Annotated in this window: 20 protein-coding genes; 19 read left to right on the top strand and 1 reads right to left on the bottom strand. The window is 36.9% G+C overall.

Going from position 1 to position 25,106, the window contains the following annotated elements:
• Nucleotides 1-209: 209 nt before the first annotated feature.
• Complete coding sequence (carA, locus tag I2I33_RS02010; RefSeq protein ID WP_087419273.1) at nucleotides 210-1,292, bottom strand: glutamine-hydrolyzing carbamoyl-phosphate synthase small subunit; 1,083 nt, start codon at nucleotides 1,290-1,292, stop codon at nucleotides 210-212.
• A 247-nt stretch (nucleotides 1,293-1,539) separates the two neighbouring features.
• Here carA and I2I33_RS02005 point away from each other — a divergent pair, with 247 nt between their 5' ends.
• The 19 genes from I2I33_RS02005 (at nucleotide 1,540) to I2I33_RS01915 (ending at nucleotide 25,053) form a co-directional block, all read left to right on the top strand.
• A complete protein-coding gene (locus I2I33_RS02005; protein WP_087419271.1) occupies nucleotides 1,540-2,019 on the top strand; it encodes an arginine repressor in 480 nt (159 codons plus the stop codon).
• Between the two features lie 84 nt (nucleotides 2,020-2,103).
• Nucleotides 2,104-2,943, top strand: a complete 840-nt coding sequence (gene panC, locus I2I33_RS02000) for a pantoate--beta-alanine ligase (protein ID WP_087419270.1) — start codon at nucleotides 2,104-2,106, stop codon at nucleotides 2,941-2,943.
• A 12-nt stretch (nucleotides 2,944-2,955) separates the two neighbouring features.
• Entirely contained in the window at nucleotides 2,956-3,306 is a 351-nt protein-coding gene (panD, locus tag I2I33_RS01995; RefSeq protein WP_087419269.1) for an aspartate 1-decarboxylase, read from the top strand.
• Nucleotide 3,307: 1 nt separating this feature from the next.
• Nucleotides 3,308-3,805 carry a D-glycero-beta-D-manno-heptose 1-phosphate adenylyltransferase gene (gene rfaE2, locus I2I33_RS01990; RefSeq protein ID WP_229128151.1) on the top strand — a complete coding sequence of 166 codons (498 nt, stop codon included), beginning with the start codon at nucleotides 3,308-3,310 and terminating at the stop codon, nucleotides 3,803-3,805.
• A gap of 565 nt (nucleotides 3,806-4,370) precedes the next feature.
• Nucleotides 4,371-5,852 carry a lipopolysaccharide biosynthesis protein gene (locus tag I2I33_RS01985; protein WP_087419268.1) on the top strand — a complete coding sequence of 494 codons (1,482 nt, stop codon included), beginning with the start codon at nucleotides 4,371-4,373 and terminating at the stop codon, nucleotides 5,850-5,852.
• Nucleotides 5,853-5,915: 63 nt separating this feature from the next.
• Nucleotides 5,916-6,350: a dUTP diphosphatase gene (gene dut / locus I2I33_RS01980; RefSeq protein ID WP_087419267.1), complete on the top strand. Its 435-nt coding sequence runs from the start codon at nucleotides 5,916-5,918 to the stop codon at nucleotides 6,348-6,350.
• Nucleotides 6,351-6,360: 10 nt separating this feature from the next.
• On the top strand, nucleotides 6,361-8,097 hold the full coding sequence (locus I2I33_RS01975; RefSeq protein ID WP_087419266.1) for a tetratricopeptide repeat protein: 1,737 nt from the start codon (nucleotides 6,361-6,363) through the stop codon (nucleotides 8,095-8,097).
• A complete protein-coding gene (locus tag I2I33_RS01970) occupies nucleotides 8,087-8,941 on the top strand; it encodes a DUF4292 domain-containing protein (RefSeq protein ID WP_087419265.1) in 855 nt (284 codons plus the stop codon). Before I2I33_RS01975 ends, I2I33_RS01970 begins: the two co-directional genes overlap by 11 nt.
• 1 nt (nucleotide 8,942) lies before the next feature.
• Nucleotides 8,943-10,133, top strand: coding sequence for a murein hydrolase activator EnvC family protein (locus tag I2I33_RS01965; RefSeq protein WP_087419264.1), 1,191 nt, complete (start codon nucleotides 8,943-8,945; stop codon nucleotides 10,131-10,133).
• A gap of 191 nt (nucleotides 10,134-10,324) precedes the next feature.
• A complete protein-coding gene (locus I2I33_RS01960) occupies nucleotides 10,325-10,723 on the top strand; it encodes an ATP-binding protein (RefSeq protein ID WP_027202137.1) in 399 nt (132 codons plus the stop codon).
• 7 nt (nucleotides 10,724-10,730) lie between these two features.
• Nucleotides 10,731-11,159 (top strand): rRNA maturation RNase YbeY, encoded by a 429-nt coding sequence (gene ybeY / locus I2I33_RS01955; protein ID WP_087419263.1) that lies wholly within the window; start codon nucleotides 10,731-10,733, stop codon nucleotides 11,157-11,159.
• Between the two features lie 2 nt (nucleotides 11,160-11,161).
• Nucleotides 11,162-13,045, top strand: coding sequence for a tRNA uridine-5-carboxymethylaminomethyl(34) synthesis enzyme MnmG (gene mnmG, locus I2I33_RS01950; RefSeq protein WP_087419262.1), 1,884 nt, complete (start codon nucleotides 11,162-11,164; stop codon nucleotides 13,043-13,045).
• Nucleotides 13,046-13,159: 114 nt separating this feature from the next.
• A complete protein-coding gene (gene ade / locus I2I33_RS01945) occupies nucleotides 13,160-14,776 on the top strand; it encodes an adenine deaminase (RefSeq protein WP_087419261.1) in 1,617 nt (538 codons plus the stop codon).
• 3 nt (nucleotides 14,777-14,779) lie between these two features.
• Nucleotides 14,780-16,585: an excinuclease ABC subunit UvrC gene (gene uvrC, locus I2I33_RS01940; protein ID WP_087419260.1), complete on the top strand. Its 1,806-nt coding sequence runs from the start codon at nucleotides 14,780-14,782 to the stop codon at nucleotides 16,583-16,585.
• Nucleotides 16,586-16,602: 17 nt separating this feature from the next.
• Nucleotides 16,603-17,196: an RNA polymerase sigma factor gene (locus I2I33_RS01935; protein WP_140402526.1), complete on the top strand. Its 594-nt coding sequence runs from the start codon at nucleotides 16,603-16,605 to the stop codon at nucleotides 17,194-17,196.
• 69 nt (nucleotides 17,197-17,265) lie between these two features.
• The gene (locus I2I33_RS01930; protein WP_087419258.1) at nucleotides 17,266-18,414 is read left to right on the top strand and encodes a FecR family protein; all 1,149 of its coding nucleotides are present in this window, start codon (nucleotides 17,266-17,268) and stop codon (nucleotides 18,412-18,414) included.
• 98 nt (nucleotides 18,415-18,512) lie between these two features.
• Nucleotides 18,513-22,106 carry a SusC/RagA family TonB-linked outer membrane protein gene (locus tag I2I33_RS01925; RefSeq protein WP_087419257.1) on the top strand — a complete coding sequence of 1,198 codons (3,594 nt, stop codon included), beginning with the start codon at nucleotides 18,513-18,515 and terminating at the stop codon, nucleotides 22,104-22,106.
• A gap of 9 nt (nucleotides 22,107-22,115) precedes the next feature.
• Complete coding sequence (locus I2I33_RS01920; protein WP_087419256.1) at nucleotides 22,116-23,606, top strand: RagB/SusD family nutrient uptake outer membrane protein; 1,491 nt, start codon at nucleotides 22,116-22,118, stop codon at nucleotides 23,604-23,606.
• 19 nt (nucleotides 23,607-23,625) lie between these two features.
• Nucleotides 23,626-25,053, top strand: coding sequence for a TlpA family protein disulfide reductase (locus I2I33_RS01915; RefSeq protein WP_162613672.1), 1,428 nt, complete (start codon nucleotides 23,626-23,628; stop codon nucleotides 25,051-25,053).
• Nucleotides 25,054-25,106 lie beyond the last annotated feature (53 nt).

The raw sequence follows: 25,106 nt of genomic DNA, 5'->3' as shown, positions 1-25,106 counted from the left end.
ATTTAAAGTTTTAGATTCATTGCTCGTTTTTTCCGTCAAAAATGAGTATTCTAGCTCTCCCTCTGTTTATAGAGGGAGTACCCCGAAGGGGGGAGGGAGTTTATAGAAATAACGATAACTCCTCCGACACTTCGTGCCACCTCCTCTATGAACAGAGGAGGAGCTGGAATACTCATCATTTTCAGTGTTATCACTAACATTCCTTTCAATTATTTCTTCGATGTTTTCATTGCAGCAATGAAATTGTCAAAAAGAAACTCCGTGTCCACGGGACCACTTGATGCCTCCGGATGGAATTGAGCCGAGAAAAAAGGTTTTTTCTTGTGCTGAATTCCCTCGTTTGTACCGTCATTTACGTTCACGAACAACGGTTCCCAGTCAGCGGGAAGTGTTGTCTCATCTATCGCAAACCCATGATTCTGGGAAGTAATATAACAACGGGTTCCACCGGGGTTCATGACCGGCTGATTGTGACTTCTATGTCCATATTTTAATTTATAGGTAGAGGCTCCAGCAGCCCTTGCCATGAGTTGATTTCCCAGACAAATACCCATGATAGGGGTATTCCCTTTCAATGCTTTCCGTATATGCTCTATCGTTTCCTCGCAACGAGAGGGGTCTCCCGGCCCGTTAGAAAGAAAGATACCATCGAATTTTTCCTTCGTGAAATCATAATTCCACGGAACTCGTTTCACCGTAACATCCCGTTTTAACAAGCATCGCAATATATTGTTTTTTACCCCGCAATCCACCAGAACCACTTTATATTTCCCGTTTCCGTATTCCATGATCTTTTTCGTGGAAACCTCGGCAACGATGTTATCTTTATTCGGATCATAATAGGGTATGTCTTCATTGTCAAACAGTATTTTACCCAACATTGCTCCATGATCCCTTAACTTTTGAGTCAATGCCCGGGTATCTATACCAAAAAGCCCCGGAATCTGTTGTTCTTTTAACCAATCTCCGAGACTTTTTTGTGAATTCCAATGACTATACCGGGAAGAGTAATCCGAAATGACCAAAGCTTTACAATGAATCTTATCCGACTCGAAGAACTTGGATATTCCGTCTCGCTCGTCATCGACCGGGACCCCGTAATTTCCGATCATGGGATAAGTCGGAACCAGAATTTGCCCCTTATAAGAAGGGTCTGTTAAGCTCTCCGGATACCCGGTCATTGCCGTATAAAAAACAACTTCCCCGGACACCGATTTCTCGTAACCAAAGGAAGTTCCCTCATAAACTGTCCTGTCTTCTAAAACGAGACGGGCTTTCTTTAATTCATGCATATTTATTCAATCAATCAACTATAAATTAAATTTTATGCAAAAATATGGTGAATATATGAATTTACAAAGCATATTTATGAAAATAAATATTTTTAAGATTATAGGGACATCAATACACCGTATTCTAAAACTTATCAAACCATTATACTCCCCAGATAAGTACATCAATACCCTCTCTTTATTTTATATCCCCGTATTGAATATAAAACAAATTTCCCTAACTTTGTGAGGCGTAATATAAACACCTATGAGAAATAAAACGAAACGCCTGTTGGCCATTCGAAAGCTTATTGAGAACGAACAGATCTGCTCGCAGGAAGAATTATTGTTCAGACTGAAAGAGCTAAACGTAGAGGCAACGCAAAGTACGTTATCACGCGATCTTAAATTCATGAGAGTAGCTAAAATACCTCATAAAGATAAAGGTTACATATATATTATCCCGGACAGTATTCAGAATGAACAAGCCGATGAAAAAGCCTCTGCCATCGTGACGGACGCCATTTCAAGCATTGATTTTTCAGGAAATATTGCCGTGATGAAAACTCTTCCCGGATATGCGAAAGCCGTGACCGTTCTGATTGATAATGAAAATTATTTTGAGGTACTGGGAACTATCGGTGGTGACGATACAGTCCTTATTGTCATGCGGGAAGGCGTTACCCATAACGAGTTGCTGGATGCTCTCTCGTCTATACACGCTAATATTCATTCACTATTTAAATAATCATTTTGAATTTTCAACTTTCAATTTTGCATTATATCGAAAATAGTTTGTAAACTTGCACCCCGTATTTTCAAGAATATAAGCATGAATATTATAACTAAGAAAACGGAATTAAGTACCGTTATTGAGAAGTTGAAAAGTGAAGGGAAAACGGTGGGCTTAGTGCCAACAATGGGCGCACTTCACGAAGGTCACATATCCCTCGTGAAAGCATGTAAAAAAGGAAATGATATTGCCGTGGTCAGCGTGTTCGTGAACCCGACGCAGTTTAATGATAAAGAAGATTTGAAACGTTATCCCCGTACTTTGGACAAAGATGTTACTTTATTGGAAAAGAACGGATGTGATTACGTGTTCGCTCCCAGCGTGGAAGAGATGTACCCGGAAGAAGATACCCGTGTATTTGACTTCGGATACGTGGAGAGTGTCATGGAAGGAGCAAGACGTCCGGGACATTTTAACGGCGTGGGACAAATCGTAAGCAAGTTATTTGACATTGTGCGACCACACCGGGCATATTTCGGGATGAAGGATTTCCAGCAAGTTGCAGTAATCAAAAACATGGTGAAACAATTACATTATGATCTGGAAATTGTCCCATGTCCCATTATCCGGGAAACAGACGGGTTGGCCATGAGTTCCAGAAATACTTTACTGGAACCGGAATACAGGAAAAACGCCCCGCATATTCATAAAGTACTCGAAGAAGCTACTCACTTAACTTCCCAAATGAACGTGGAAGAATTAAAAAAATGGGTAGTAGATGAAATCAATAAAAACCCTTATCTGGAAACTGAATATTTTGAGATCGTGGACGACACAGAACTGAAAACTATTCAAGACTGGAGTGAAAACAATGTAAAAGTTGGATGTATAGCGGTTTATGCCGGTAAAATCCGATTAATTGATAATATTGTATTTTAAACTAACACGAAGATGTTTATAGAAGTAGTAAAATCTAAACTTCATAAGGTTACCGTTACTGATGCTAACCTTCAGTACGTGGGCAGTATCACTATTGATGAAGCTCTGTTAGAGGCAGCTAACATGATCGAAAACGAAAAAGTTCAGATCGTGAACATTAACAATGGTGAGAGATTCGATACCTATATCATCAAAGGAGAACGCAATTCGGGCATTATTTGTCTGAATGGTCCGGCAGCACGTAAATGTGCCGTGGGCGACGTGATCATTATTATCTCATACGCTTCAATGAATTTTGAAGAGGCTAAATCACACAAACCTACATTGGTTTTCCCGGACACCGCAACAAATAAACTTATTTGACATGATCATGGATTATTTACCACTTATCGAGAAAAAAATCGCACACACGGCGAAAGAGGCTGAAAATATATTGAGTCTGTGGAGATTCAAAGATGACAAGATCGTTTTCACAAACGGTTGTTTTGATATTCTCCATAAAGGACATATAGAATACCTGGCCAAAGCGGCCTCTCTGGGAACTAAATTAGTGATCGGATTGAACACGGATGATTCTGTGAAACGGTTAAAAGGTGATTCCAGACCCGTAAACGACGAGAATGCCCGGGCGTTATTACTAGCTTCTCTCATGTTTGTTGACGAAGTGATCCTTTTCGATACGGATACACCCCGTGATCTGATTGATTTCGTTCAACCGGACGTGTTAGTAAAAGGAGGAGACTATAAACCTGAAGAGATTGTAGGTTACGATATAGTAAAAGCCAAAGGGGGAGAAGTGATTACTATTGATTTTATCGAAGGATATTCAACTACCGCTACAATCGAAAAGATGAACAAATAATCGTGCATTTCTCTTATAGGAAGTAAAACGTTCTGTCATAATAAATTGGAAATAGAAATTCGTTATATTCTATTTCCAATTTTTTTATATTATACCTATTAGTAACTGTTAGTATCTCGTGTATTCATGGTGGAATAAAAAAGAACTAAAAAGAATAACTTTATTTTGATTTCTCGATTTCGAATTCAAGTAATAATAGAATTAAAAAATGCAAGAATAGTTATTCAAATTATTCCAATTCCTTTCTACAAAATACTAACATCAATTCACGGGAATTTCACCGAATACTTTTCCAAAGCCTGTTTTACTAACAATTGTGGATAACTCGAAAATAAATCTCATTATCAAGGATTAATAAAATTATAACCTGTGAATAACTCTTCACTCCATTAATAATAACGATTAAAACAAAAGAATCGCTTATTTTTTATACCAAAAACTCACAGCCTATCATAATACTCATATTTCTTTTTAAAAAAAATAAAAGATAATATATATATGATATTGTTGTTGGGAACTTGTTACTTTTGTCTGTTGAATCATATTTGATAAAGACAAAGTTATTATGAATCCTTTAAAGAAACTAATGGGGGAAACCGTGATTTATGGTTTCTCGACAATACTCGGACGGTTTATAAATTGGTTGCTGGTTCCACTATATACCAGGGTACTTTCTCCGGTCGATAATGGTATATTCACGAATTTGATGGGGTATGTTGCTTTGTTAGTTGTATTGTTGACTTATGGTACAGAAACTGGGTTCTTCCGCTTTGCAACTAAAGACAATAAAGACCGGGTGTTTTCGACTTTGTTGACCTCTTTACTCTTTACTTCGACTTTGTTTTTATTACTCTGTTTTTCGTTTCTCCCGCAAATTGTCAGTTTTCTTGAGGTGGGGAATCATCCGATTTACTTCGTTTTATTGATTGTAACGATCGCGATTGATGTGGTGAGTACTTTGCCTTTCGCTCTATTGAGAATGGAAGGGAAAGCCCTTCGTTTCGGGGTTATTAAATTCGTGAATATACTTATTAACGTGGGGTTGAACTTGTTTTTCTATTTGCTCTGTCCATTTTTGGAGAAGAAAGGGATTTCTGTTCCTTTCTATCAGGCTGATGGTGGGGTAGTTTATATTTTCATTTCCTATCTGGTTTCTTCTGTTTGCACGTTGGTGATGTTGTTTCCTTATATTTTCCGGTTCAAATTTGTTTTCTCGTTCTCTTTGCTGAAAGATATTTTGAAATATTCATACCCGATCTTGATCGTGAGTGTTGCCGGGATGATTAATTTACAGGGAGATAAGATTTTGATGCCTAAAATTTTAGGAGATGGGGAAGAGGCTTTGGCTATAACTGGGATATACGGGGCAAGTTATAAATTGGCTTTGGTGATGTATATTTTTACGCAAGGTTTCCGCTTCGCTTTCGAACCTTTCTTTTTCAATTACGCCAAGCATAATGATTCAAAAAAAATATACCAGGATGTACTGCTCTATTTTACCGGATTCGGTTTAATGATCTTTTTAGGGGTTATGTACTTTTTGGATGTATTAAAATATTTCTTGGGATCAGAATATTTCAGCGGGTTGACGATATTACCTTGGGTATTGATGGCTAATTTGTTTCAAGGAATTTACTATTCGTTGTCATTGTGGTATAAATTGACGGATAAAACGATATACGGGGCTTACATGGCGATTATCGGTTGCGTAATCACGATAGGAGGAAACGTGATTTTCTTGCCGAAAATAGGTTTTATGGCATCTGCCTATTCCGTTTTCACGTGTTTTTTGGTTATGACGATTTTATCTTTTATTCTGGGAAGACATTTTTACAAGATCAATTACGATATACCTAAGATTATTTTCTATTTTGCGATTTGTTTATTGTTCTATTTTGTCGGTGGATATATAAAATTTGACAATAACTTGGTAACTTGTTTGGCTCGTTTACCGTTATTCGTACTCTTCGTGTATATTTTTATAAAAAAAGAGATGAGTTTTTTGCTGACAAAAGATTTTATGTACAAGTTAATTCATAAAAAATAGCTATCTTAGCGCAATTTATGGGAGTAGTTAAAAATGTGATTAACATCCAAAGTTACAGAGAGAATGAAAATTAAAATAGTGAATAAATCGAAGCATCCGCTTCCGGAATACAAGACAAAATCATCTGCCGGTTTAGATATACGGGCTAATATTGATGAACCTATCATGTTGAAATCGTTGGAGAGGAAACTTGTTCCGACGGGTTTGTTTATCGAATTACCTGATGGCTACGAGGCTCAGATGCGTCCAAGGAGTGGATTGGCTTTAAACGAAGGAATCACTTTATTGAATACGCCGGGAACGATTGACGCTGATTATAGAGGGGAAATCGGAGTTATTTTAGTGAATTTGTCCCATGAAGTAACACAGATTAATGACGGGGACAGAATTTGCCAGATGGTGATTAATAAGGTTGAACAGGCTGAATTAATTGAAGTGGAGGAATTGGGCGAGACGGAGAGAGGGAGAGGAGGTTTCGGTCACACGGGTAAACAATAAATCATTTATAATGACTAAAATAGGTCGATTATTATTTGTTTTTTTATTGCTTTTGTGTACTACTCAGCTTTTTGCTGATAAAAAGAAAGTGGTAGAACCTACTTTAGAAGGTGAGGCTAAAGTACAGTTCGATTATGCTTTCATGGAAGGGGTACGTTGTAAGGTTTTAGGTGACTTGAAATCTGCTATTGCCTATTTCGATCAGTGTATGAAAATTTATAACAAAAGTGCCGCGGTACGTTATGAATTATCCAGTATATTGGTATTAGGAGAGGATTATGCGCTGCCTTTACAACTGATGCGGGAGGCTGTGGAATTGGAGCCGACAAATATTTGGTATAATTTATTGTTGGCTAATATTTTGCAGAGAAAATCAATGATTGAAGAGGCGTGTAAGGTGTATGATAAATTGATATTATTACATCCCGAGAGAGAGGATTTTTACATCGTGGAGACTGATTTATATTCTTCTGTTGAGAAGTGGGATAAGGCTATAAACGTGTTGGATCGTTACGAGAAACAGTTTGGAATAAGTGAGCCGGCTATTATTGAAAAGGCTAAATTATATTCCAAGATGGATGATGTAAAGAATGCTTCGGCGGAAATCATGAAGTTGGTGAAGAAATATCCTGAAAAAACAGATTATTTGGGTTTATTAGCCGAACTGTATTTGTCACATGATCAAGAGAAGAAAGGTCTTCAATTATTGAATAAAATCGTAAAAAATGATCCGGATAATGGTTTTGTGCGGCTTTATCTAGCTGATTATTATCGTACAAAGAATGATACTTTAAACACGGAAAAATATATTCGTTCGGCCTTGTTGAATGATAAGGTTGAAAATGGATTGAAGGTTCAATATTTGCTGAAGTTATTAGTTAACCAAAACGATGCGAATATCTCTTTGGATCATATCTATTCCTACGTGCAATTATTGTTAGAGAAATATCCTGAAGATATAGCCGTTAGGACTTTGAATGCTGATTTTCTGAAACGGTATAATAGACTGGAGGAATGTAAGGGTGAACTGGAATTTCTTATTTCTAAGGAGAAGAATAATTATTTGGTTTGGGAAGAGTTGTTGATGTTATATAATCAATTGGAAGACACGACTGCCATGTATCGTGGTGGGTTGGAATGTTTGAAATATTTCCCGAATGAGCCGTTACCCTACGTGATGATCAGTTTACCTTTACTGATTCGGAAAGATTTAGAGCGAGCAAAGGGATATTTGGAACAAGGACTTGCCTTGTCTCCGGATAATTCTCCTATTAAGGCTCAGTTTTTTGCCTATCTTGGTGAGGTATATTATAAACAGGATAGTGTTGAACAGGCTTTTGCCATGTTTGACAGTACTTTGTTGATAAATCCGGGTGATATAATGACATTAAATAATTACAGCTATTATCTTTCATTACGAAATGAACATTTGGATAAAGCTGAAAAAATGATTTCAACGGCATTGAGTGCTGATCCGAATAATTCGACTTTTTTGGATACTTATGCCTGGGTTTTGTTTAAAAGTAAAAATTATTCTTTGGCTAAATTTTATATGCGTTCAGCTATTGAGAACGAGAAGAATCCAAGTGGAGTTTTATACGAACACTATGGAGATATTTTATTCATGAACGGGGAAAAGGAGGAGGCTGTGAAAATGTGGCAGAAAGCATTGGAATTTAGAGATGAAGAATGTGGTGATTTAAAATATAAGATAGAGAATGGTTTACCGGTAGATCATGAGAAGTAGTTGTGTTTTATTATTGATTTTATTGTGTTTCGTGTCGTGTAGATCCGTGAAGGAGATTACGGAAAGTCGTAGAGATTTACCGAATATTACCGAAGGAAAATTGTTTAAAAATATTATTTCTAACGAGTTAGATTATAATACGATATATGCGAAAAAAGTTGATTTATCTTTGAAGGATAACAAGAATTCCCATAGTCTTAAAGCTATTTTACGAATACAAAGAGATAGTTTTATATGGGTTTCAGTTAGTGCCTCTTTAGGAGTTGATGTGGCTAGACTGCTATTAACCCCGGATAGCGTGAAATTTATCAGCCCTAGGGAGAAAAAATATTTTGTTTCTGATTATAGTTATTTCGCAGAACGTTTTGACGTAGGTTTGACATTTGATTGTTTTCAACGGATACTGACAAATCAATTCTTTGATTTTGAATCTTGTACCACGGAGGCTGTGCGGGGAAAGCGTTATAAATTTGATAAGTCGGGTAACGATTATGTATTGTATAGTTTGGAAGAGAAAGCATTGGGGAGAAAATTGAAGAAATTATACAAGAAAAGGAGAAAGAATAAAGAATTTTCTTTAGTGTTGCAGAAAATACATATTGATCCGGATTGTTTCAGACCTAATGCTGTTTCTATCGAGGATTTGGAAGAGGGTGTCGGAATGAGCGTGAAATACAAGAATATAAAGGATTTTAGTGGAAAATTGTTTCCCGGGAAAATAACTTTTAATGTATTTTCGGATAATGATAATTGGGAAGTTATATTGAATTTTGACCGGTTGGAATTTGACGTGGAAGTTTCACCTAATTTTAAAATACCTAGTAAGTATAAAAGAATGTATTAGCATGGATATTTGTCGTAACATATTGATCGTGATTTTCTTGTTTTCTTTCACTTTTTCTTACTCGCAGTCTATTGATGCGATTAAGAAGAAAAATGAAAAGACGGAGAAGGAAATCGCGTATTTGAATAAGTTACTGGAAAATGCCCGTAAAGATAAATCCTCCACGATACAGAAAGTTTCAATCATTAATCAGAAGATTGGTAAAGGGAAAGAAATGATTCAATCTCTCACGAACGAGGTGAATTACCTTGATGGTCAAATTAAAAAGAATGAGTCTGTTAAATCCGGTTTGGAATCCGATAAACAACGGATGCTGGAATTCTATTCTAAGATGGTGTACGAGACCTGGAAGAAGAGGAATGAATCGGATAAATTAATCTATATATTTTCTTCTTCGAGTTTTGCCCAGGCTTATGCCCGGTATAAATATTTTGAACAGGTTCAGGATTATTCCAAGCGGCAGATTCAGTTAATTGAACAGACAAACGATTCATTGACCGCCATTAATAAAGAATTGAGTAAATTGATGACTCTGAAAAGTGAAACTCAGTCTAAAATTACCTCTCAAAATAATCAATTGATCCGGGAACAAAATGAGGCGAACACGTATATAGCGGATTTGAAGAAAAAGGAAAAAGAACTTCTTCGAAAGTTGAATATTGAGATTAAGAACAGAGAACGTTTTAAAAAAGAATTGGAGAAACTCATTGCTGCTCAGGCTAAAAAGTCGGGGAGTAAAAATTCTACATATAAATTAACACCAGAAGAGAAACTTATTTCCGACGATTTCGCTAAAAATAGAGGAAAGTTACCTTGGCCTGTTGAACAGGGATTTGTGTCGGAGAAATTCGGGGTGAATGTACACCCTGTTTTTAAACAGGTGAAGTTAAATAATGCAGGAATTACTATTACGACATCCCGGAATGCTGATGTTAGAGCGGTATTTAAGGGTGTGGTGACGGAAATAATGTTTATCCCGGGGGATAATAACGTTGTGATTGTGCGGCATGGAAATTATCTGACGGTGTATTCGAATTTGGTGGAGATATTTATTAAGAAGGGGGACACCGTCAATGTGAAACAAAAAATTGGCAAGCTGGCTGTGAGTAGTGGTAATAACAGTACGTTAAATTTTCAAGTTTGGAGAGATAAAGACAATTTAGATCCACAATTATGGTTAACGCCTTGGTAGAGTAAGAGTATGTTTGAAAGATTAATAATATACTTTATTGGTGGTTGGTATTTAAAAATATTTTACTTACATTCGCTAGACGGTAGATAGTGAGAATAATGCTTTTTATAGCTGCGGAATATGAGTAAAATGGTGAGTAAAAAAGGCTTGGTTATGATTGCGATGATCGTTATTAATTATTTGAAAAAGCGATGGACAAATTAGAGTTTTCGATTGCCTCTGAAATTGGTAATATCGTTAAAGTTGAGAACTTTATCGATTATTTCTCGGATGTTTATAATGTCGAACCGGATGTGTTCGGCAAGATAAGTTTGTGTGTTATTGAAGCTGTTAATAATGCAATTCTTTACGGAAATAAACTGGATTCTTCAAAGCATGTTAAGTTTTCGGTTTACGAAGAAGAAAAGCGTTTATTCGTGGCCGTGAAAGACGAGGGAGAAGGTTTTGATTATTCTTATATCCCGGATCCTACTTTACCGGATAATATAGAAAAAGATGCAGGACGTGGTCTTTACCTGATGAAAACGCTTTCTGATGATTTGATTTTTGAAGACGGTGGATCAAAGGTGACCATGGTTTTCAATTTATAATATATAGATGAGCGAACTTCTTTTTTTTAGTGAGGAATGTGATATTCCTTCTTTTTTTAATGAAGAGAGAGTGAAACAATGGCTACAAGCTGTTGCTGATGATTATTCGTTTCAATTAGGAACGATCTCTTTTATTTTTTGTAATGATGATTATATCCTGGATGTAAACAGGAAATATTTGAATCATGATTATTACACCGACGTTATTACTTTTGACTACTCTGAGAGAAAAATATTGTCAGGTGATGTTTTTATCAGTCTTGATACAGTTCAATCCAATGCTTTAGAATTCAATACAACTTATGAAGATGAATTACATAGGGTTGTCGTACACTCTGTACTTCATTTAATAGGTTTTAAAGATAAATCAGATGCTGACGCGAAAGAGATGCGTCAAAATGAAAATCATTGCTTAGAATTGCTTAAAATGATATAATTATGTCACAATTACTGCCCGTATATGATGTTATTGTAGTAGGGGCCGGACACGCTGGTTGTGAGGCAGCTTGTGCTGCAGCTAATTTAGGATCGAAGACGCTACTTATTACATTGGATATGAATAAGATAGCGCAAATGTCTTGTAATCCGGCTATGGGTGGTATTGCTAAAGGTCAGATTGTTAGAGAGATAGATGCTTTAGGTGGTGGATCTGGCATTGTAACAGATAAAAGTACAATCCAATTCCGTATGCTGAACCTATCTAAAGGGCCTGCTATGTGGAGTCCGAGGGCTCAATGTGATCGAATGATTTTTTCTGCCGAATGGAGAGATAGGGTAGAGCATACCGATAATCTGGATTTGTGGCAGGATGATGTGATCGAACTTCTTTTGGATAAAGATCGAGTTATCGGGGTCAAAACTAAATTAGGGATTTCTTTTAGCTCCCGTCGAGTGATTTTGACTAATGGTACCTTTTTAAACGGTCTGATGCATATCGGACGAGTTAGTTTTCCCGGTGGTCGAATTTCAGAACCGGCTACTTATGGTTTATCCGATCAGTTGAAAGAATATGGTTTTGCAGTCGGGCGGATGAAAACGGGTACTCCGGTTCGTATAGATGGTCGAAGTGTTGATTTTTCTAAATTAACCCGTCAGGATGGAGATAATGATTTCCATAAATTCTCTTTTCTGAGTTTTGCGTATACGAATTCACTTGAGAAGAGACCTTGCTATATCGCCTATACGAATAAAGTCGTACATGATATTTTACGGGAAGGATTTGATGATAGTCCTTTATTTAATGGTACGATAAAAAGTATAGGTCCTCGTTATTGTCCGAGTATAGAAACTAAATTAGATACTTTTTCAGATCGAGATAGTCATCATTTGTTTTTGGAGCCGGAAGGGGAGAAGACAACCGAATATTATTTGAATGGATTTTCTTCTTCTTTACCTTGGGATATTCAATTGCGGGCATTGAGAAATGTGGAGGGTTTTGAGAATGTAAAAATTTTCAGACCGGGTTATGCTATCGAGTATGATTTTTTCCAACCTACTCAATTGTATCCGACTTTAGAAACAAAATTAATCAAGGGACTTTATTTTGCCGGACAAATAAACGGGACTACCGGATACGAGGAGGCAGCGGCTCAAGGATTGATGGCCGGAATAAATGCCCATCTTTCACTTCATGAAAATAGAGATTTCGTACTGAATCGAGATCAGGCTTATATTGGAGTACTGATTGATGATTTAGTTACAAAAGGGGTAGATGAACCTTACCGTATGTTTACTTCTCGTGCGGAGTATAGAATTTTATTGAGGCAGGATGATGCGGATGCCCGGTTGACTCCTTTAGGATATTCTCTAGGTCTTGTGAAAGAAAATCGTTTTGCCGTGTTTGAAGATAAAATTTTGAAACGTGATCGGTTGATGGATTTTGTTACTAATTTTAGTATTTCACCCGAAGAAATTAATTCGACTTTAGAAAGTTTAGAATCTTCGCCTATCCGCCAAAAAATTAAATTGATTGATATTATTTCGAGACCGCAGGTAACTATTCCTAAAATTGTAGATTCAATTCCTTCTTTGAAAGAATTTATTTTTGATAATAATTTGCGGGAAGAAATCATAGAAGCTGCCGAAGTTTTAATTAAATATTCGGGATATATCGAGAGAGAAAAATTAATAGCTGATAAATTGAATCGGTTAGAAAATTTAGTTATTGCGAATAAATTTAATTATATGGAGATAACTTCTCTCTCTTATGAAGCTCGTCAAAAATTGACAAAGATTAATCCGAAAACTATTGGACAGGCATCACGTATTACAGGAGTATCACCTTCTGACATCAATGTTTTATTGATTTTATTGGGAAGATAAAAGAAATGTTTCACGTGGAACATTGAAAAATAGTGCGAAGGGCACTATTGAATAAATCCGGGTAAAAAGGTATATTTGTAGGGTAAAAATTACAAACAAAAACCGAGGTATAAAATGGAAATTATTGAAGGGAATTTAATTGATATAGAAAACAGGGAATTTTATCCTTGCGCTATATCTATATCTGAAGGAAAGATCATAAATATAGAAAGGAATTCTAATTCGTATGATCAATATATTTCGCCGGGATTTATAGATGCGCATGTCCATGTGGAAAGTTCCATGTTAATGCCTGTAGAGTTTTCCAAATTAGTAATTCCGAATGGAACAGTGGGAGTGGTTGCCGATCCGCATGAAATTGCCAATGTTTTAGGGGTAGAAGGGGTGGAATTGATGGTAAATAATGGAAAAAAGGCACCTTTAAAATTCTTTTGGGGTATTCCTTCATGTGTTCCCGCAACTTCATTCGATAAACCGGGGTCCATTTTATCCATAGAAGACACTGATAAATTAGCAAAAACTGGAAAATTTACAATGCTTTCTGAGGCCATGAACGTTCCTGGCGTTATAAATAATGATCCGGATGTCATTGGAAAAATAGAAATAGCCAAGAAATACCGATTAAAAATAGATGGTCATGCACCAGAACTCGTGGGTGATCCATTGAGTTCATATATTGCTCATGGTATAGAAACCGATCATGAATCTTCGACCCTAGAAGAGGCAGAAGAGAAAATTTCGAAAGGAATGCACATTATGATCAGGGAGGGAAGTGCTGCTAAAAACTATGATGCGTTAAAATCATTGATTGCTACACGTACGGATAGCGTCATGTTTTGCACGGATGATTCACATGCTGATGACTTATTAAATGAAGGTCATATTAATAAAATTGTCAGAAAAGCATTGGCTGATGGCTTTGGTATTTTTGATATTTTGCAGATTGCATGTCTTAATCCGGTACGTTTTTATAATCTAAATATAGGAACTTTGCATGTTGGGGATAGTGCGGATTTCATTATTCTGAATGATATAGAATCTTTGAATATACGTTCCACTTATATTCGTGGGGAGGTAGTCTATGGTGAAAACAGTTCTAAAAATAATCCGGTTTGTGATGTACCTTTATTAAATAAGTTTCATCATGATGAAATAAGTTTATCTGATCTCCATACTAATGTTTTTGGAGATGTTACCTGTATTCAAGTAAAACCTGATAGTCTTTTGACAGACCGTAAAATTCTTCATTTCGATGAAAAGATAGAAGATTTTCAATCGGATTTAGATAAAGATGTTTTGAAAATAGTTTATTTAAATCGTTACTTTAATTCTAAACCGCAGGTCGGTTTTATTTCGGGCATCGGTTTAAAGCGGGGAGCTTTTGCTTCTTCTATATCACATGACTCGCATAATATTATTGCGGTGGGTTGTACCGATCAAGATTTAATGCTTGCAATAAATGAATTGATAAAAGAAAAAGGTGGTTTAGTCGTGAATGAAGAGGGCAAATTACACTCTTTGCCCCTTCCTATCGGTGGTATTATAAGTGATAAAAGTGGGGAAGAAGTGGCAGATCGCTACATGAAATTGAATGAAATACTTTCAAAAATGGGAACACCTTTAAAATCTCCTTTCATGACACTTTCATTTATGGCATTAATTGTAATACCTACTTTAAAAATAGGGGAAAAAGGAATCTTTGATTTTGAGAAGTTTGATTTTGTGAAATAGTATATGGCAGAAGATGAATTTGGATTGAAAGAGAAGGTCAGTAAATTACCTACGACTCCGGGAGTGTATCAATTTTTTGATGCAAATGGAGTAATTATATATATAGGTAAGGCTAAGAATCTGAAAAACAGAGTTTCATCTTATTTTGTGAAGACAAATCAGACCTCTAAAACAATGGTTTTAGTCCGTAAAATACGGGATTTGAAGTACATTGTGGTTAATACAGAGGAAGATGCGCTATTACTAGAGAATAATTTGATAAAAAAATACAAACCCCGGTATAATATTCTGTTGAAAGATGATAAAACGTACCCTTGGATTTGTATTACAAAAGAGGCTTTTCCACGAGTTTTTACCACTCGGAAATTTATCCGGAACGGTTCAGAGTATTTTGGGCCTTACACTTCGGCTAAATATGCTAACACCTTGATTTCCTTGATAAAATCACTGTATAAATTGAGAACTTGTAATTTATCTCTCAATAAATCAGCTGTTTATAGTGGAAAGTATAAAGTATGCCTGGAATATCACATCGGAAATTGTATGGGGCCTTGCGTTGGGTACGTGCAGGAAGAGGAATACATGGAGTATATTGCACAAATCCGGAATATTTTGAAAGGAAATATTTCTTCCGTGATCGATTTTATGACTCGGAAAATGAAGGAATATACTATTTCTCTTCAATTCGAAAAGGCACAGGAAATGAAGGAGGCCATAGAAGCATTGAAAACTCATCAAACAAAATCCACGATAGTAAGTACCTCAATAAACGATATAGATGTATTTTCTTACTTGGAAGATGAAAAATATGCCTATGTGAATTACTTGAGAATTGTTCATGGAGCTGTGAATCAAGTGCATACTATTGAATTAGAGAAAAAATTGGATGAATCGAAAGAGTCTTTGCTTTCTTTTGCCATTTTTGAGATCCGCCAATTGGTAAATAGTCGCTCTAGGGAGGTTCTAGTACCTTTCTACCCGGATGTATTGATGGAAGGAATGAACTATGCTATCCCGCAAAGAGGGGAGAAAAAACAACTATTGGAGTTATCTGAACGGAACGTGAAATTCTTTAAAATGGATCGGGAGAGGCAGCGGGGATTACGGCGGCAGGATAGTAAATTAGATCTACTAAATACAATAAAAAATGATCTGAAATTACCTCGATTACCTCATCGGATGGAATGTTTCGATAACTCTAATATACAAGGAACCAATCCTGTAGCCTCTTGTGTTGTTTTTATTGACGGTAAACCGGCAAAGCGGGAATACAGACGTTTCCACGTGAAAACTGTTATTGGGGCAAATGATTTCGCTTCGATGGAAGAGATATTGTACCGTCGCTATCACCGGGTACTTGAAGAGGGTGGGGAGTTGCCTGATTTGATTGTGGTGGATGGTGGAAAGGGGCAATTAAGTTCAGCTGTGGCCACATTACGTAAATTGGATTTGTTGGAAAGCGTACCTATCATTGGTTTGGCCAAGCAAATGGAAGAAATATATTATCCCGGAGATAAAGATCCTTATTTGTTAGCGAAAACTTCCGTGGCTTTAAAGACATTAATGCACATCCGGGACGAGGCTCACCGTTTTGGTATCACTTTTCATCGTAAATTACGAGAGAAAAAACAGACAATCAGTGTATTAAGTGAAATTAAAGGTATAGGTGAGAAAACAGAAGTATCTTTATTACAATATTTTAAATCTGTAAATGCTATAAAAGAGGCATCTCGTGAAGAGTTAGCAAAAGCCATAGGTCCGGCTAAAGGAAATATCGTGTATGATTATTTTCATTCTGCTGTTTCTTAATAATTTTATATCTTTGTGTGTATTTCAGTGTAATGGATGAAACTAATATTCTGCTAGAAAGATTAAAGGCTAATGATGAGGCGGCTTATCAAGAGTTGTTTGAGATTTATTTCAAACAGTTACATCATTTTGCCGAGCGAATGGTATTTGATACCGAGGTTGCTCACGATCTAGTACAGGATGTATTCATCAGTTTATATGAAAATAGCAAGAAATTATCTGCCCGGAGTAACCTTTCAGGTTGGTTATTTGTATCTGTCCGTAATTCATGTTTGAAATATTTGCGGGATCGGAAAGTTGAAGATCGTCGAAATGTTCTCTATGCAGAGGCAATGTTGAATTCCGAATCCATGGAATGGATAGATGATGAAGAGTTATTAGAAAAGATTTATCTTGCGATAGAACATTTATCGGGTAAATGTCGTCAGATAGCTAAAATGCGATTGATCAAAGAAATGAAATATAGCGAAATTGCGTCGGAGCTTTCAATTTCTGAAAATACAGCTAAAGTGCAAGTACATAGGGCAATATTAAAGATAAAAGAACAATTGGCTGCTGATTCTGCTTTCTTTATTTTGATTAGTGCATACTTAGAATTTTTCCAAGAGTAGAAAAAAAATCGGAATTATTTGTAAACCTTTTTGAGTTCTTGGGATTGTATATACAAATAAACTCAAAAAATGGACTCGATAGATTGGATTATTATTAATAAAAGTCTTGATGGATCATTAAATGATCAGGAATCGGAAATACTATCAGAATGGTTAGCCGAGTCGGCTGAGCATCGTGCATTATATCAGAAAATAAAAGCATATGATTCGTATTCACTCAGTGATGAGAAATTTGAACAATGGAGGTCAGAATATACAGATGTACTATCCCGATTAAAACAGCATCGGAATAGGAGATTCATTCGTCGGAAAATTCTTGTATCAACTTCGGTGGCGGCTGTTTTTGCTCTTGTTGCCTTATTTACCTTGTTTTTAAATCATCCGGAGCCGGGATCTGTAAACTTGAATGAAAGTGGTGAACATTCGAAAGTTCAACTACAACTTGCAAATGGTAACTGGCTAGATCTGGATACGATTAAAGAGAATCGTTTGACGGGAATGAATCATGTCAATGTTTCGTCCAGTGACAAAACATTAACATATCAACGTGCTGATAGCTTGCGGCAAATGGAGTATAATATATTGAAAACGGAAAGGGGAGGAGAATGGAACGTGACGCTTGAAGATGGAACTCGGGTTTATTTAAATTCTTCGTCAACATTGAAATACCCTGTTTCGTTTGCAGGTGAAAGTCGGCAAGTATTTCTTGAAGGAGAGGCCTATTTTGAAGTAACGCATAATCCGAATAAACCATTCATTGTTAAAACAAATGATATGAATATTTTAGTTCGGGGAACCTCTTTCAATATAAATGCCTACCCGGATTATAAAATTGTCAGGACGACACTCGTTAATGGAAAAATTGACGTGGAATGTTCCGGTAATACCCATACGATTCTCCCGGGTCAACAAATTGTTTTTGAGAAAGAGACGAGATCAGTAAAGATACAGGAAGTTGACACTGAATTATATACATCCTGGAAAAATGGTTTTTATAAATTCAATGAAACGAGACTTGAAGATATATTAGCGATGCTGTCATTGTGGTATGATGTGGACGTGATCTATGCAGATGAATCAGTTAAAGACTTGTGTTTCACGAGTTCAGGCAAGATGGCTCGTTACGACAATCTCATAAATCTGCTTAAAAAATTCGAATATACCAATAATGTTACATTTGAACTGAATGGTAAGAAATTAACCGTCAGGAAAAAATAAACTTGCTAAGGTTGCATCCTTAGCAAGCTAAACCTGCAAAATAGCTTAAATGGTAGTGAGACTATTTTGCTAAGTAGTAATAATTAAAAAACAAAGTTATGAAAAAAAAGCGAACCAAGAAAAGGTTGACGGATGAATTGAGTGTCCGGAGATTTTTAATTAAAATGAAATTGCCACTTTTTTTATTGATGATTTTATTTTTATCAGTAAATACAGTTGCTTTTTCCCAGACAGCTAAAATTTCAGTTAATTTCACGGAAACTCCACTTTCAGAAGTTTTTGCAGAATTGGGAAAACAGGCTAAAATGGTTTTCTTGTACGACCATAAGTTGGTTGAATCTAAAGGAAAAGTTTCTGTAAAGGCTGATAATCAGGAATTAGAAAAAGTATTAAAAGAATTTTTACCTGCATTGGGATTGACTTATGTTTTCGAAGATAGCGTTGTTGTTATTCGGAAAGCTCCTGTTGACCGTCCCTTGAAAGCGGTGAGAATGATTACAGGTGTGGTAACGGATGAAACCGGGCAACCCTTACCGGGTGTTCACGTTGTTATTAAAGGTTCACATAAAGGTGTTGCAACGGATGTTAACGGGAAGTTTAATGTTGCAGTTGAAGATGGTACGAAACCGGTATTTGTTCTTTCGTTTGTGGGGATGGAGCCACAGGAATTGAAAGTTTCGGAAAAAGATAACTATAAAGTTGTCTTAACTGCTAAATTGCAAAAATTTGATGATGTAATAGTGACTGGCTACCAGACTATTTCCAGGGAAAGAAGTGCGGGTTCATATTCGAGAGTTTCAGGTGAAGAAGTGTCCAAAAAAGCGAATCTAACGGGAAATATTCTTGAAACTCTTGAGGGACTTACTCCCGGATTAAGCGTGAATTACGGAACGGGAGAAGACAAATTCCTGATCCGGGGAACCACTTCGATCAACTCGTCAACCGAACCACTTATCGTGGTTGATGGGGTTGCGTTAGAGGAAGGAAATATTGAAGAACTTATAAATAGTAACGATATAGAGAGCGTGACCTTCCTTAAAGATGCGACTTCTGCTTCAATTTGGGGGGCGAGAGCCGCAAATGGGGTAATCGTGATAACTACGAAATCGGGGAAAACCGGGGATCATCGTTTAAAAATCACTTATGATGGTTCATTTACCTACAAGGGACTTCCTGATTTTGGATATAGGGGACTTATGAGTAGTGAACAGATCATCCAATCTGCAAAGGAGATTTTTGATCCGGAAGCTTATCCGTGGGCTACGGTAACAACCAAAAATGGGGGAGCTTTGGTCTATCCGCATGAAATACCGTTATATCAGTATGCTAATGGTGAGATAGATGAGATTGAACGGGATCGGCAGCTTGATGCATTAGCCAAGTTGAATAATCGTTCACAAATTGAAAAATATTTATTGCAGCCGGCTTTATTCACGAAACATACGGTATCATTTTCGGGTGCAGCCAATGATATTTATTCCATCTATGGATCGGTTGGTTACGAGTACAACCAAAGTACCGAACGGGCGAATACCAACAAGATCATGCTCAATTTTAAGCATAATATACAGTTGAAAAAATGGTTGAAAATTGACTTGACAACGAATCTTTCCGTGCAGAATGTAAAAACAGGTCTCATGCCGGCATACACGAATGAAAATACGATTTTACCTTATGAGATGTTGGCAGATGAAGAAGGGAACCCAATTGACCATTCCCACACGGTTTTTTATAAAGATTATCAAGATGAGCTTGAAACAAAGAGTCTTCTTGATTTGAGTTATGTCCCCTTGGATGATATGAAAGAAGGGTTTAATAAGTCAAAATCAGTGAATGGCCGTGTAAATTTGGGAATAGCTATCAATTTGATCAAGGGATTAAAATATGAGGGACGTTTCCAGTACCAGCAAAATTATAGCAAGAGCGAGTTATTTTACAGTCAAAATTCGTCGCTAGTCAGAATAGAGTTAGCAAGATACACAAAACCGGCTAATCCGCCTTCTACCACGGCTCCGACTTATTATCTTCCCACTACCGGAGGCCGATATACCCTTGCTAATATTGACGGGATGAACTGGACGATTCGAAATCAGTTCAATTATGACCGTGTTTTCGGTAAGGATAAGCAACAAATAACGGCGATTGCCGGTATGGAAATACAGTCGGGAGTATCTACGTCCAATTCGAATACACGACGGGGATATGATCCGCAATCGCAAACTTACCAAGCGTATGACGAAAAGGAACTTGCCACAAATGGAGTTTCAGGTGCCGTGTATAGTAATTTCGGGACACCCCGTAATACATTGGTAACGAAAATGTTTTCTCAGAGTGAAACGGAAAAACGGTTTGTTTCTTTTTATTCGAATGTTGCCTATACTTACAATAGTAAATATACTTTAAATGGCAGTATTCGAGTGGATCAGTCAAATTTATACGGAAGTGATCCTAGTGTCCAGTTTAAACCCATTTGGTCTGTTGGTGTGGCTTGGAACTTGAAGAGGGAAAGTTTTATGGATCAGGTTGATTTCCTGAATCGTCTGGATTTCCGGTTTAGTTATGGTTTGGGAGGAAATTCCCCTAAACCGGGTAAAGGAGGCCCTTATAATCTGTTGAATGCAAAGGCCAGTACGATGTTTGCAGGATTGGGTATAGGTTATGACATCATGTATCCGGCAAATGATAAGATTCATTGGGAAAGAACTCGGACTATAAATGGTGGGATAGATGTGGCCATGTTCAATAATCGGATTACCGCATCAATAGACGTGTACCATAAATTGACAACAGAATTGTTAGCAACAAAACCGACCGATCAGACGCTAGGGTGGGAGAGTTTTTATACTAATTTCGGAGATATGAAAAATCAGGGATTTGAAGTATCTCTTAGGACGAAGAATATTTTTACACGAAATTTTAGTTGGTCAACCGTACTAACAATGACGAATAACCGTAATAAAGTTCTGAAACTCAATCTTGATGGTGCAATGACCGCGGGTAAAAAAGTGTACATGGACTATATTGAAGGTTATGCAGGTAATAGCTTGTTTGCGTATCGGTGGGCAGGTTTGAGTGAGGAAGGAAACCCTCAGGTTTACAACGCAGAAGGACAAATAATCAGTGATTATCAAGATGAATCTTTGACCGAGGATGCCGTGAAGTTTATGGGTGTTACTCAGCCGAAATGGTATGGTGCATTGACGAACAACTTTTCTTACAAGGGGTTTGATTTTTCGTTTATGCTTGTGTATAATTTTGGTCACAAAATGCGTCGTGATGTAAATAATTTTTGGTACGGGCGACTGGCACGTAATGTAAGTAAGAAGTTTTTGGACCGTTGGCGGGAACCCGGTGATGAGAAATACACGGATGTACCGAAATATGTTTCTAAAACGGTTGAAAATAAAACGAAGTCACGGGACATTACTTTTTACGAATTAGCGGATATTAATGTCTTGGATGCATCTTATGTCAAGTTACGGGATATTACATTATCCTACTCTCTGCCTAAAAGTTTGTGTGATAAACTATTCATGGATAGAATAACGTTACGGGCACAAGCCTCTAATTTATTCTTGATAGCGGCAAATAATGATGGGATAGACCCTGAATATCACCATTACAGAAGTGGCTTACGCGGGACAAAATACGGTCCGTCGTGGTCATTTGGGCTTACTATTAATTTTAAATAAGGTTGACCTATGAAATGTAATCATGTATATCACGGATTGGCAACTATATTGAGTGTTGTCTTGTTGCTTGGAGGTTGTAAGGATTTCCTTGATGTAAAACCTAAAGGAAAGGATATTCCCGAAACAATTGAACACTATAACGGAATGTTCAATAGTACAAATCTGACTTCTGTAACCTATTCTCAAGTAACGGAACTCGGGACTAAATTAGGAGTGAGTACTCTGTATAATATTTTTATGGGGGATGAACTTACGGCGACACAAACTTCGGTTTCTGAACTTGATTTCAAGATGAATCAGGCATATCAGTGGGAGGGGAAAATTTTCGGTGAAGAGGATGATGTTTGTGAATGGGCAACAATGTACCAGCAAATCTACACGTTCAATGTTATCATTAATAATGTGATGGATGCATCGGGTGGGACGAATAAACGAAAGCTGGAACTTCAAGCTGAAGCACGGGTAAATAGGGCTTTTAGATATCTGATTCTTGCCCAGTATTTTGGAAAACCATATAATGAATCAACGGCGAATTCGGATTTATGTGTTCCCCTTGTTGTTGAGGATGATATGAATTTGAAAAATCTGAAACGGAGTACAGTTCAGGAAGTTTATGATTTCATCATTAAAGAATTGGAAGAATCCTGTCCCGATTTAGTGGAATCAACGAATCATCCATTACGAATTTATCAATGTGCAGGATGGTTTTTCTTGGGTAGGGCTTACTGGGTTAAAGGAGATTATGAGAATGCAAGAATTGCCTTAGAGAAAGCACTTAAATCTTCTGAAATAAACACCACGGGTATCACTCTGTGGGATTATAATCAAATGTTGAGTGAATGGGGATATAATTCCGCTAAGCCATACGCATGGACTTCCGGTTTCCCGGCTAATAATACGGGAGCCAATAAAGAGGTTGTTTACAACTATCAGTATTCAATCTCTTCTATTTCCAGTGCAACGGGCCAACCTAAATTATTTATAAAGGAAAAATATATGGATCTGTACGGGCAAGATGATCTTCGAAGAAACTTTTTTTCGAATAAAACGAGGACCGGGGCCGCTATGGAGGGATATAGAAGATTACCTTGCAGGACTGTCTTTAATTTAGGGGTTGAAATGCCAGACCTATATTTAATGCTAGTAGAGTGTCAGGCTCGTTCTACGGATCAGGCTTTGCAGAATGAGGCCCGGATAAATCTTGAAGAATTCCGGCGTCATAGAATGTCTCAAGAGGCTGCGGTGATTCCTGCCGATATAACTTCTCAGGAAAAATTAATCCGCTTTGTCGTGGAAGAACGGTTACGGGAATATATGATGACCGGAATACGTTGGTTTGATATGAGAAGATTATGGAATGATCCGCTTTTTCAAGATTGGAAGGCTGAATATACACATACAGATGGGGAAAGTACTTATGCGCTGACAGAAGATCGGCTTGTTTATCAAATTCCACCGAAAATACTTGTATTTAATAATGATTGGCAAAATAATAAATAACAATAAAATATTGATGAGGATGAAAAAACTAATTTTATTAAGCATTATATTGCTTGGAACGTTCGCCGTGAATGCACAGGTGATTAAAGGAAAATTTAATGATTATCAGGGCGAAACGATAAAAATTAATATTGGAGGTTGTGATCGGGAGGCCCTTAAAATAGGAAGTGACGGATCGTTTGTATTTAACCCGGTGATCAGGTATGAAGGACAAAAGTTTACTATAAATATGCCTGATGAAACCCGGATTCCCGTGTTAATAGGTAAAGGGGAAGAAGTCCGGTTGGAAGTATCAAAAGATAAGGATGGAAATACAATAGCAAAATTTGCAGGGGATAGGACGGATATTAATACCTATTTATTTGTTCATGCGAATCAGTTATCTGGATTGAAAGGAGCTAGAGGACAGAAATTTACCACGTTTAAAGAGTATTCGGCAAATTTGGATCGTTTGGATAAAAAATTGGATCAATTATTGAATAAAATTAAGGGAGATCAGGATCTTGTCGAGGAGTATCGGGTGGAAAAGAATGTGGATATTATTTCGGCTAAAATTGGATTTGGAAGGGGTGACGAAAAACTGACTCTTACGGACGCTGACTACATAAAATTTATGAAGTCAATGGATGTGAATGATAGTATCACTTTTAGAAAAGATCCTCGCAAAGCCTCATTAGGTTATACGGGAGTGGTGGAAAGGCGAATATCTTGGGAGGCAAGAAACAGGGCTACCGCTCAAGATGATCCAGCTAAATCATTTATTAGAAAGTTATTGATCCTTGATGAACTAGTAAGTAATCAAGAGATTAAAAATAGTGTTTCTCACTATTATGCCATTATGTTTTATATGGGAGGGGGAAATGCTCATGCGAGAGAGTTCGTTGAAACTTTTAATAAAATAAATACAGACCCGGAACATCTTGCTTTTGTGAAAGCAAGACCATTACCATCAAAGGATAATAATCTTGAGGCCGGATCGGTAGCTAAGGATTTTGAAATGCGTGATCGTGATGGTAATTTGGTGAAACTCTCAGATTTTAAGGGAAAACTTGTTTATATGGATATTTGGGCAACATGGTGTGGGCCGTGTGTGGAAGAGATTCCTAACATGGAAAAATTATACCAACATTATAAAGATGATCCGCGGGTTCTATTGGTGAGTGTATCAGTGGATAGTAAAAAGAACCTTTGGGAGAAAAAATTAGATGAAGACAAACCCCAATGGCCGCAATATATAGTTGATGGAGCTTTAAAGGATAAATTGTACAATGAATACATAATAACCGGAATACCTCGTTTTATGATGTTTGATAGTGAAGGTAAAATTATTACGATCAATGCGATGAGACCTTCTAACGGTAAACTGATTCCGTTTATAGAGGAACAATTGTCCAAACCGAAAGAGATAAAAGGTCCCGGAGGTATGAAAATGATTAAACTGAAGTAATCTGAGATTAATATAAACTATTACCCCTTAAGAGTGTATAAACTTTTAAGGGG

It is taken from the genome of Butyricimonas sp. BSD2780061689_150309_C8 (assembly GCF_015560935.1).
Lineage (GTDB): Bacteria > Bacteroidota > Bacteroidia > Bacteroidales > Marinifilaceae > Butyricimonas > Butyricimonas paravirosa.
The sequence above is the reverse complement of the archived record's forward strand: the minus strand, read 5'-3'. Positions and strand labels throughout refer to the sequence as shown.

Bases quoted from the DNA above. Each gene is read 5' to 3' on its own strand.
- carA (WP_087419273.1), bottom strand. From the start codon at position 1,292: ATGCATGAATTAAAGAAAGCCCGTCTCGTTTTAGAAGACAGGACAGTT.
- I2I33_RS02005 (WP_087419271.1), top strand. From the start codon at position 1,540: ATGAGAAATAAAACGAAACGCCTGTTGGCCATTCGAAAGCTTATTGAG.
- panC (WP_087419270.1), top strand. From the start codon at position 2,104: ATGAATATTATAACTAAGAAAACGGAATTAAGTACCGTTATTGAGAAG.
- panD (WP_087419269.1), top strand. From the start codon at position 2,956: ATGTTTATAGAAGTAGTAAAATCTAAACTTCATAAGGTTACCGTTACT.
- rfaE2 (WP_229128151.1), top strand. From the start codon at position 3,308: ATGATCATGGATTATTTACCACTTATCGAGAAAAAAATCGCACACACG.
- I2I33_RS01985 (WP_087419268.1), top strand. From the start codon at position 4,371: ATGAATCCTTTAAAGAAACTAATGGGGGAAACCGTGATTTATGGTTTC.
- dut (WP_087419267.1), top strand. From the start codon at position 5,916: ATGAAAATTAAAATAGTGAATAAATCGAAGCATCCGCTTCCGGAATAC.
- I2I33_RS01975 (WP_087419266.1), top strand. From the start codon at position 6,361: ATGACTAAAATAGGTCGATTATTATTTGTTTTTTTATTGCTTTTGTGT.
- I2I33_RS01970 (WP_087419265.1), top strand. From the start codon at position 8,087: ATGAGAAGTAGTTGTGTTTTATTATTGATTTTATTGTGTTTCGTGTCG.
- I2I33_RS01965 (WP_087419264.1), top strand. From the start codon at position 8,943: ATGGATATTTGTCGTAACATATTGATCGTGATTTTCTTGTTTTCTTTC.
- I2I33_RS01960 (WP_027202137.1), top strand. From the start codon at position 10,325: ATGGACAAATTAGAGTTTTCGATTGCCTCTGAAATTGGTAATATCGTT.
- ybeY (WP_087419263.1), top strand. From the start codon at position 10,731: ATGAGCGAACTTCTTTTTTTTAGTGAGGAATGTGATATTCCTTCTTTT.
- mnmG (WP_087419262.1), top strand. From the start codon at position 11,162: ATGTCACAATTACTGCCCGTATATGATGTTATTGTAGTAGGGGCCGGA.
- ade (WP_087419261.1), top strand. From the start codon at position 13,160: ATGGAAATTATTGAAGGGAATTTAATTGATATAGAAAACAGGGAATTT.
- uvrC (WP_087419260.1), top strand. From the start codon at position 14,780: ATGGCAGAAGATGAATTTGGATTGAAAGAGAAGGTCAGTAAATTACCT.
- I2I33_RS01930 (WP_087419258.1), top strand. From the start codon at position 17,266: ATGGACTCGATAGATTGGATTATTATTAATAAAAGTCTTGATGGATCA.
- I2I33_RS01925 (WP_087419257.1), top strand. From the start codon at position 18,513: ATGAAAAAAAAGCGAACCAAGAAAAGGTTGACGGATGAATTGAGTGTC.
- I2I33_RS01920 (WP_087419256.1), top strand. From the start codon at position 22,116: ATGAAATGTAATCATGTATATCACGGATTGGCAACTATATTGAGTGTT.
- I2I33_RS01915 (WP_162613672.1), top strand. From the start codon at position 23,626: ATGAAAAAACTAATTTTATTAAGCATTATATTGCTTGGAACGTTCGCC.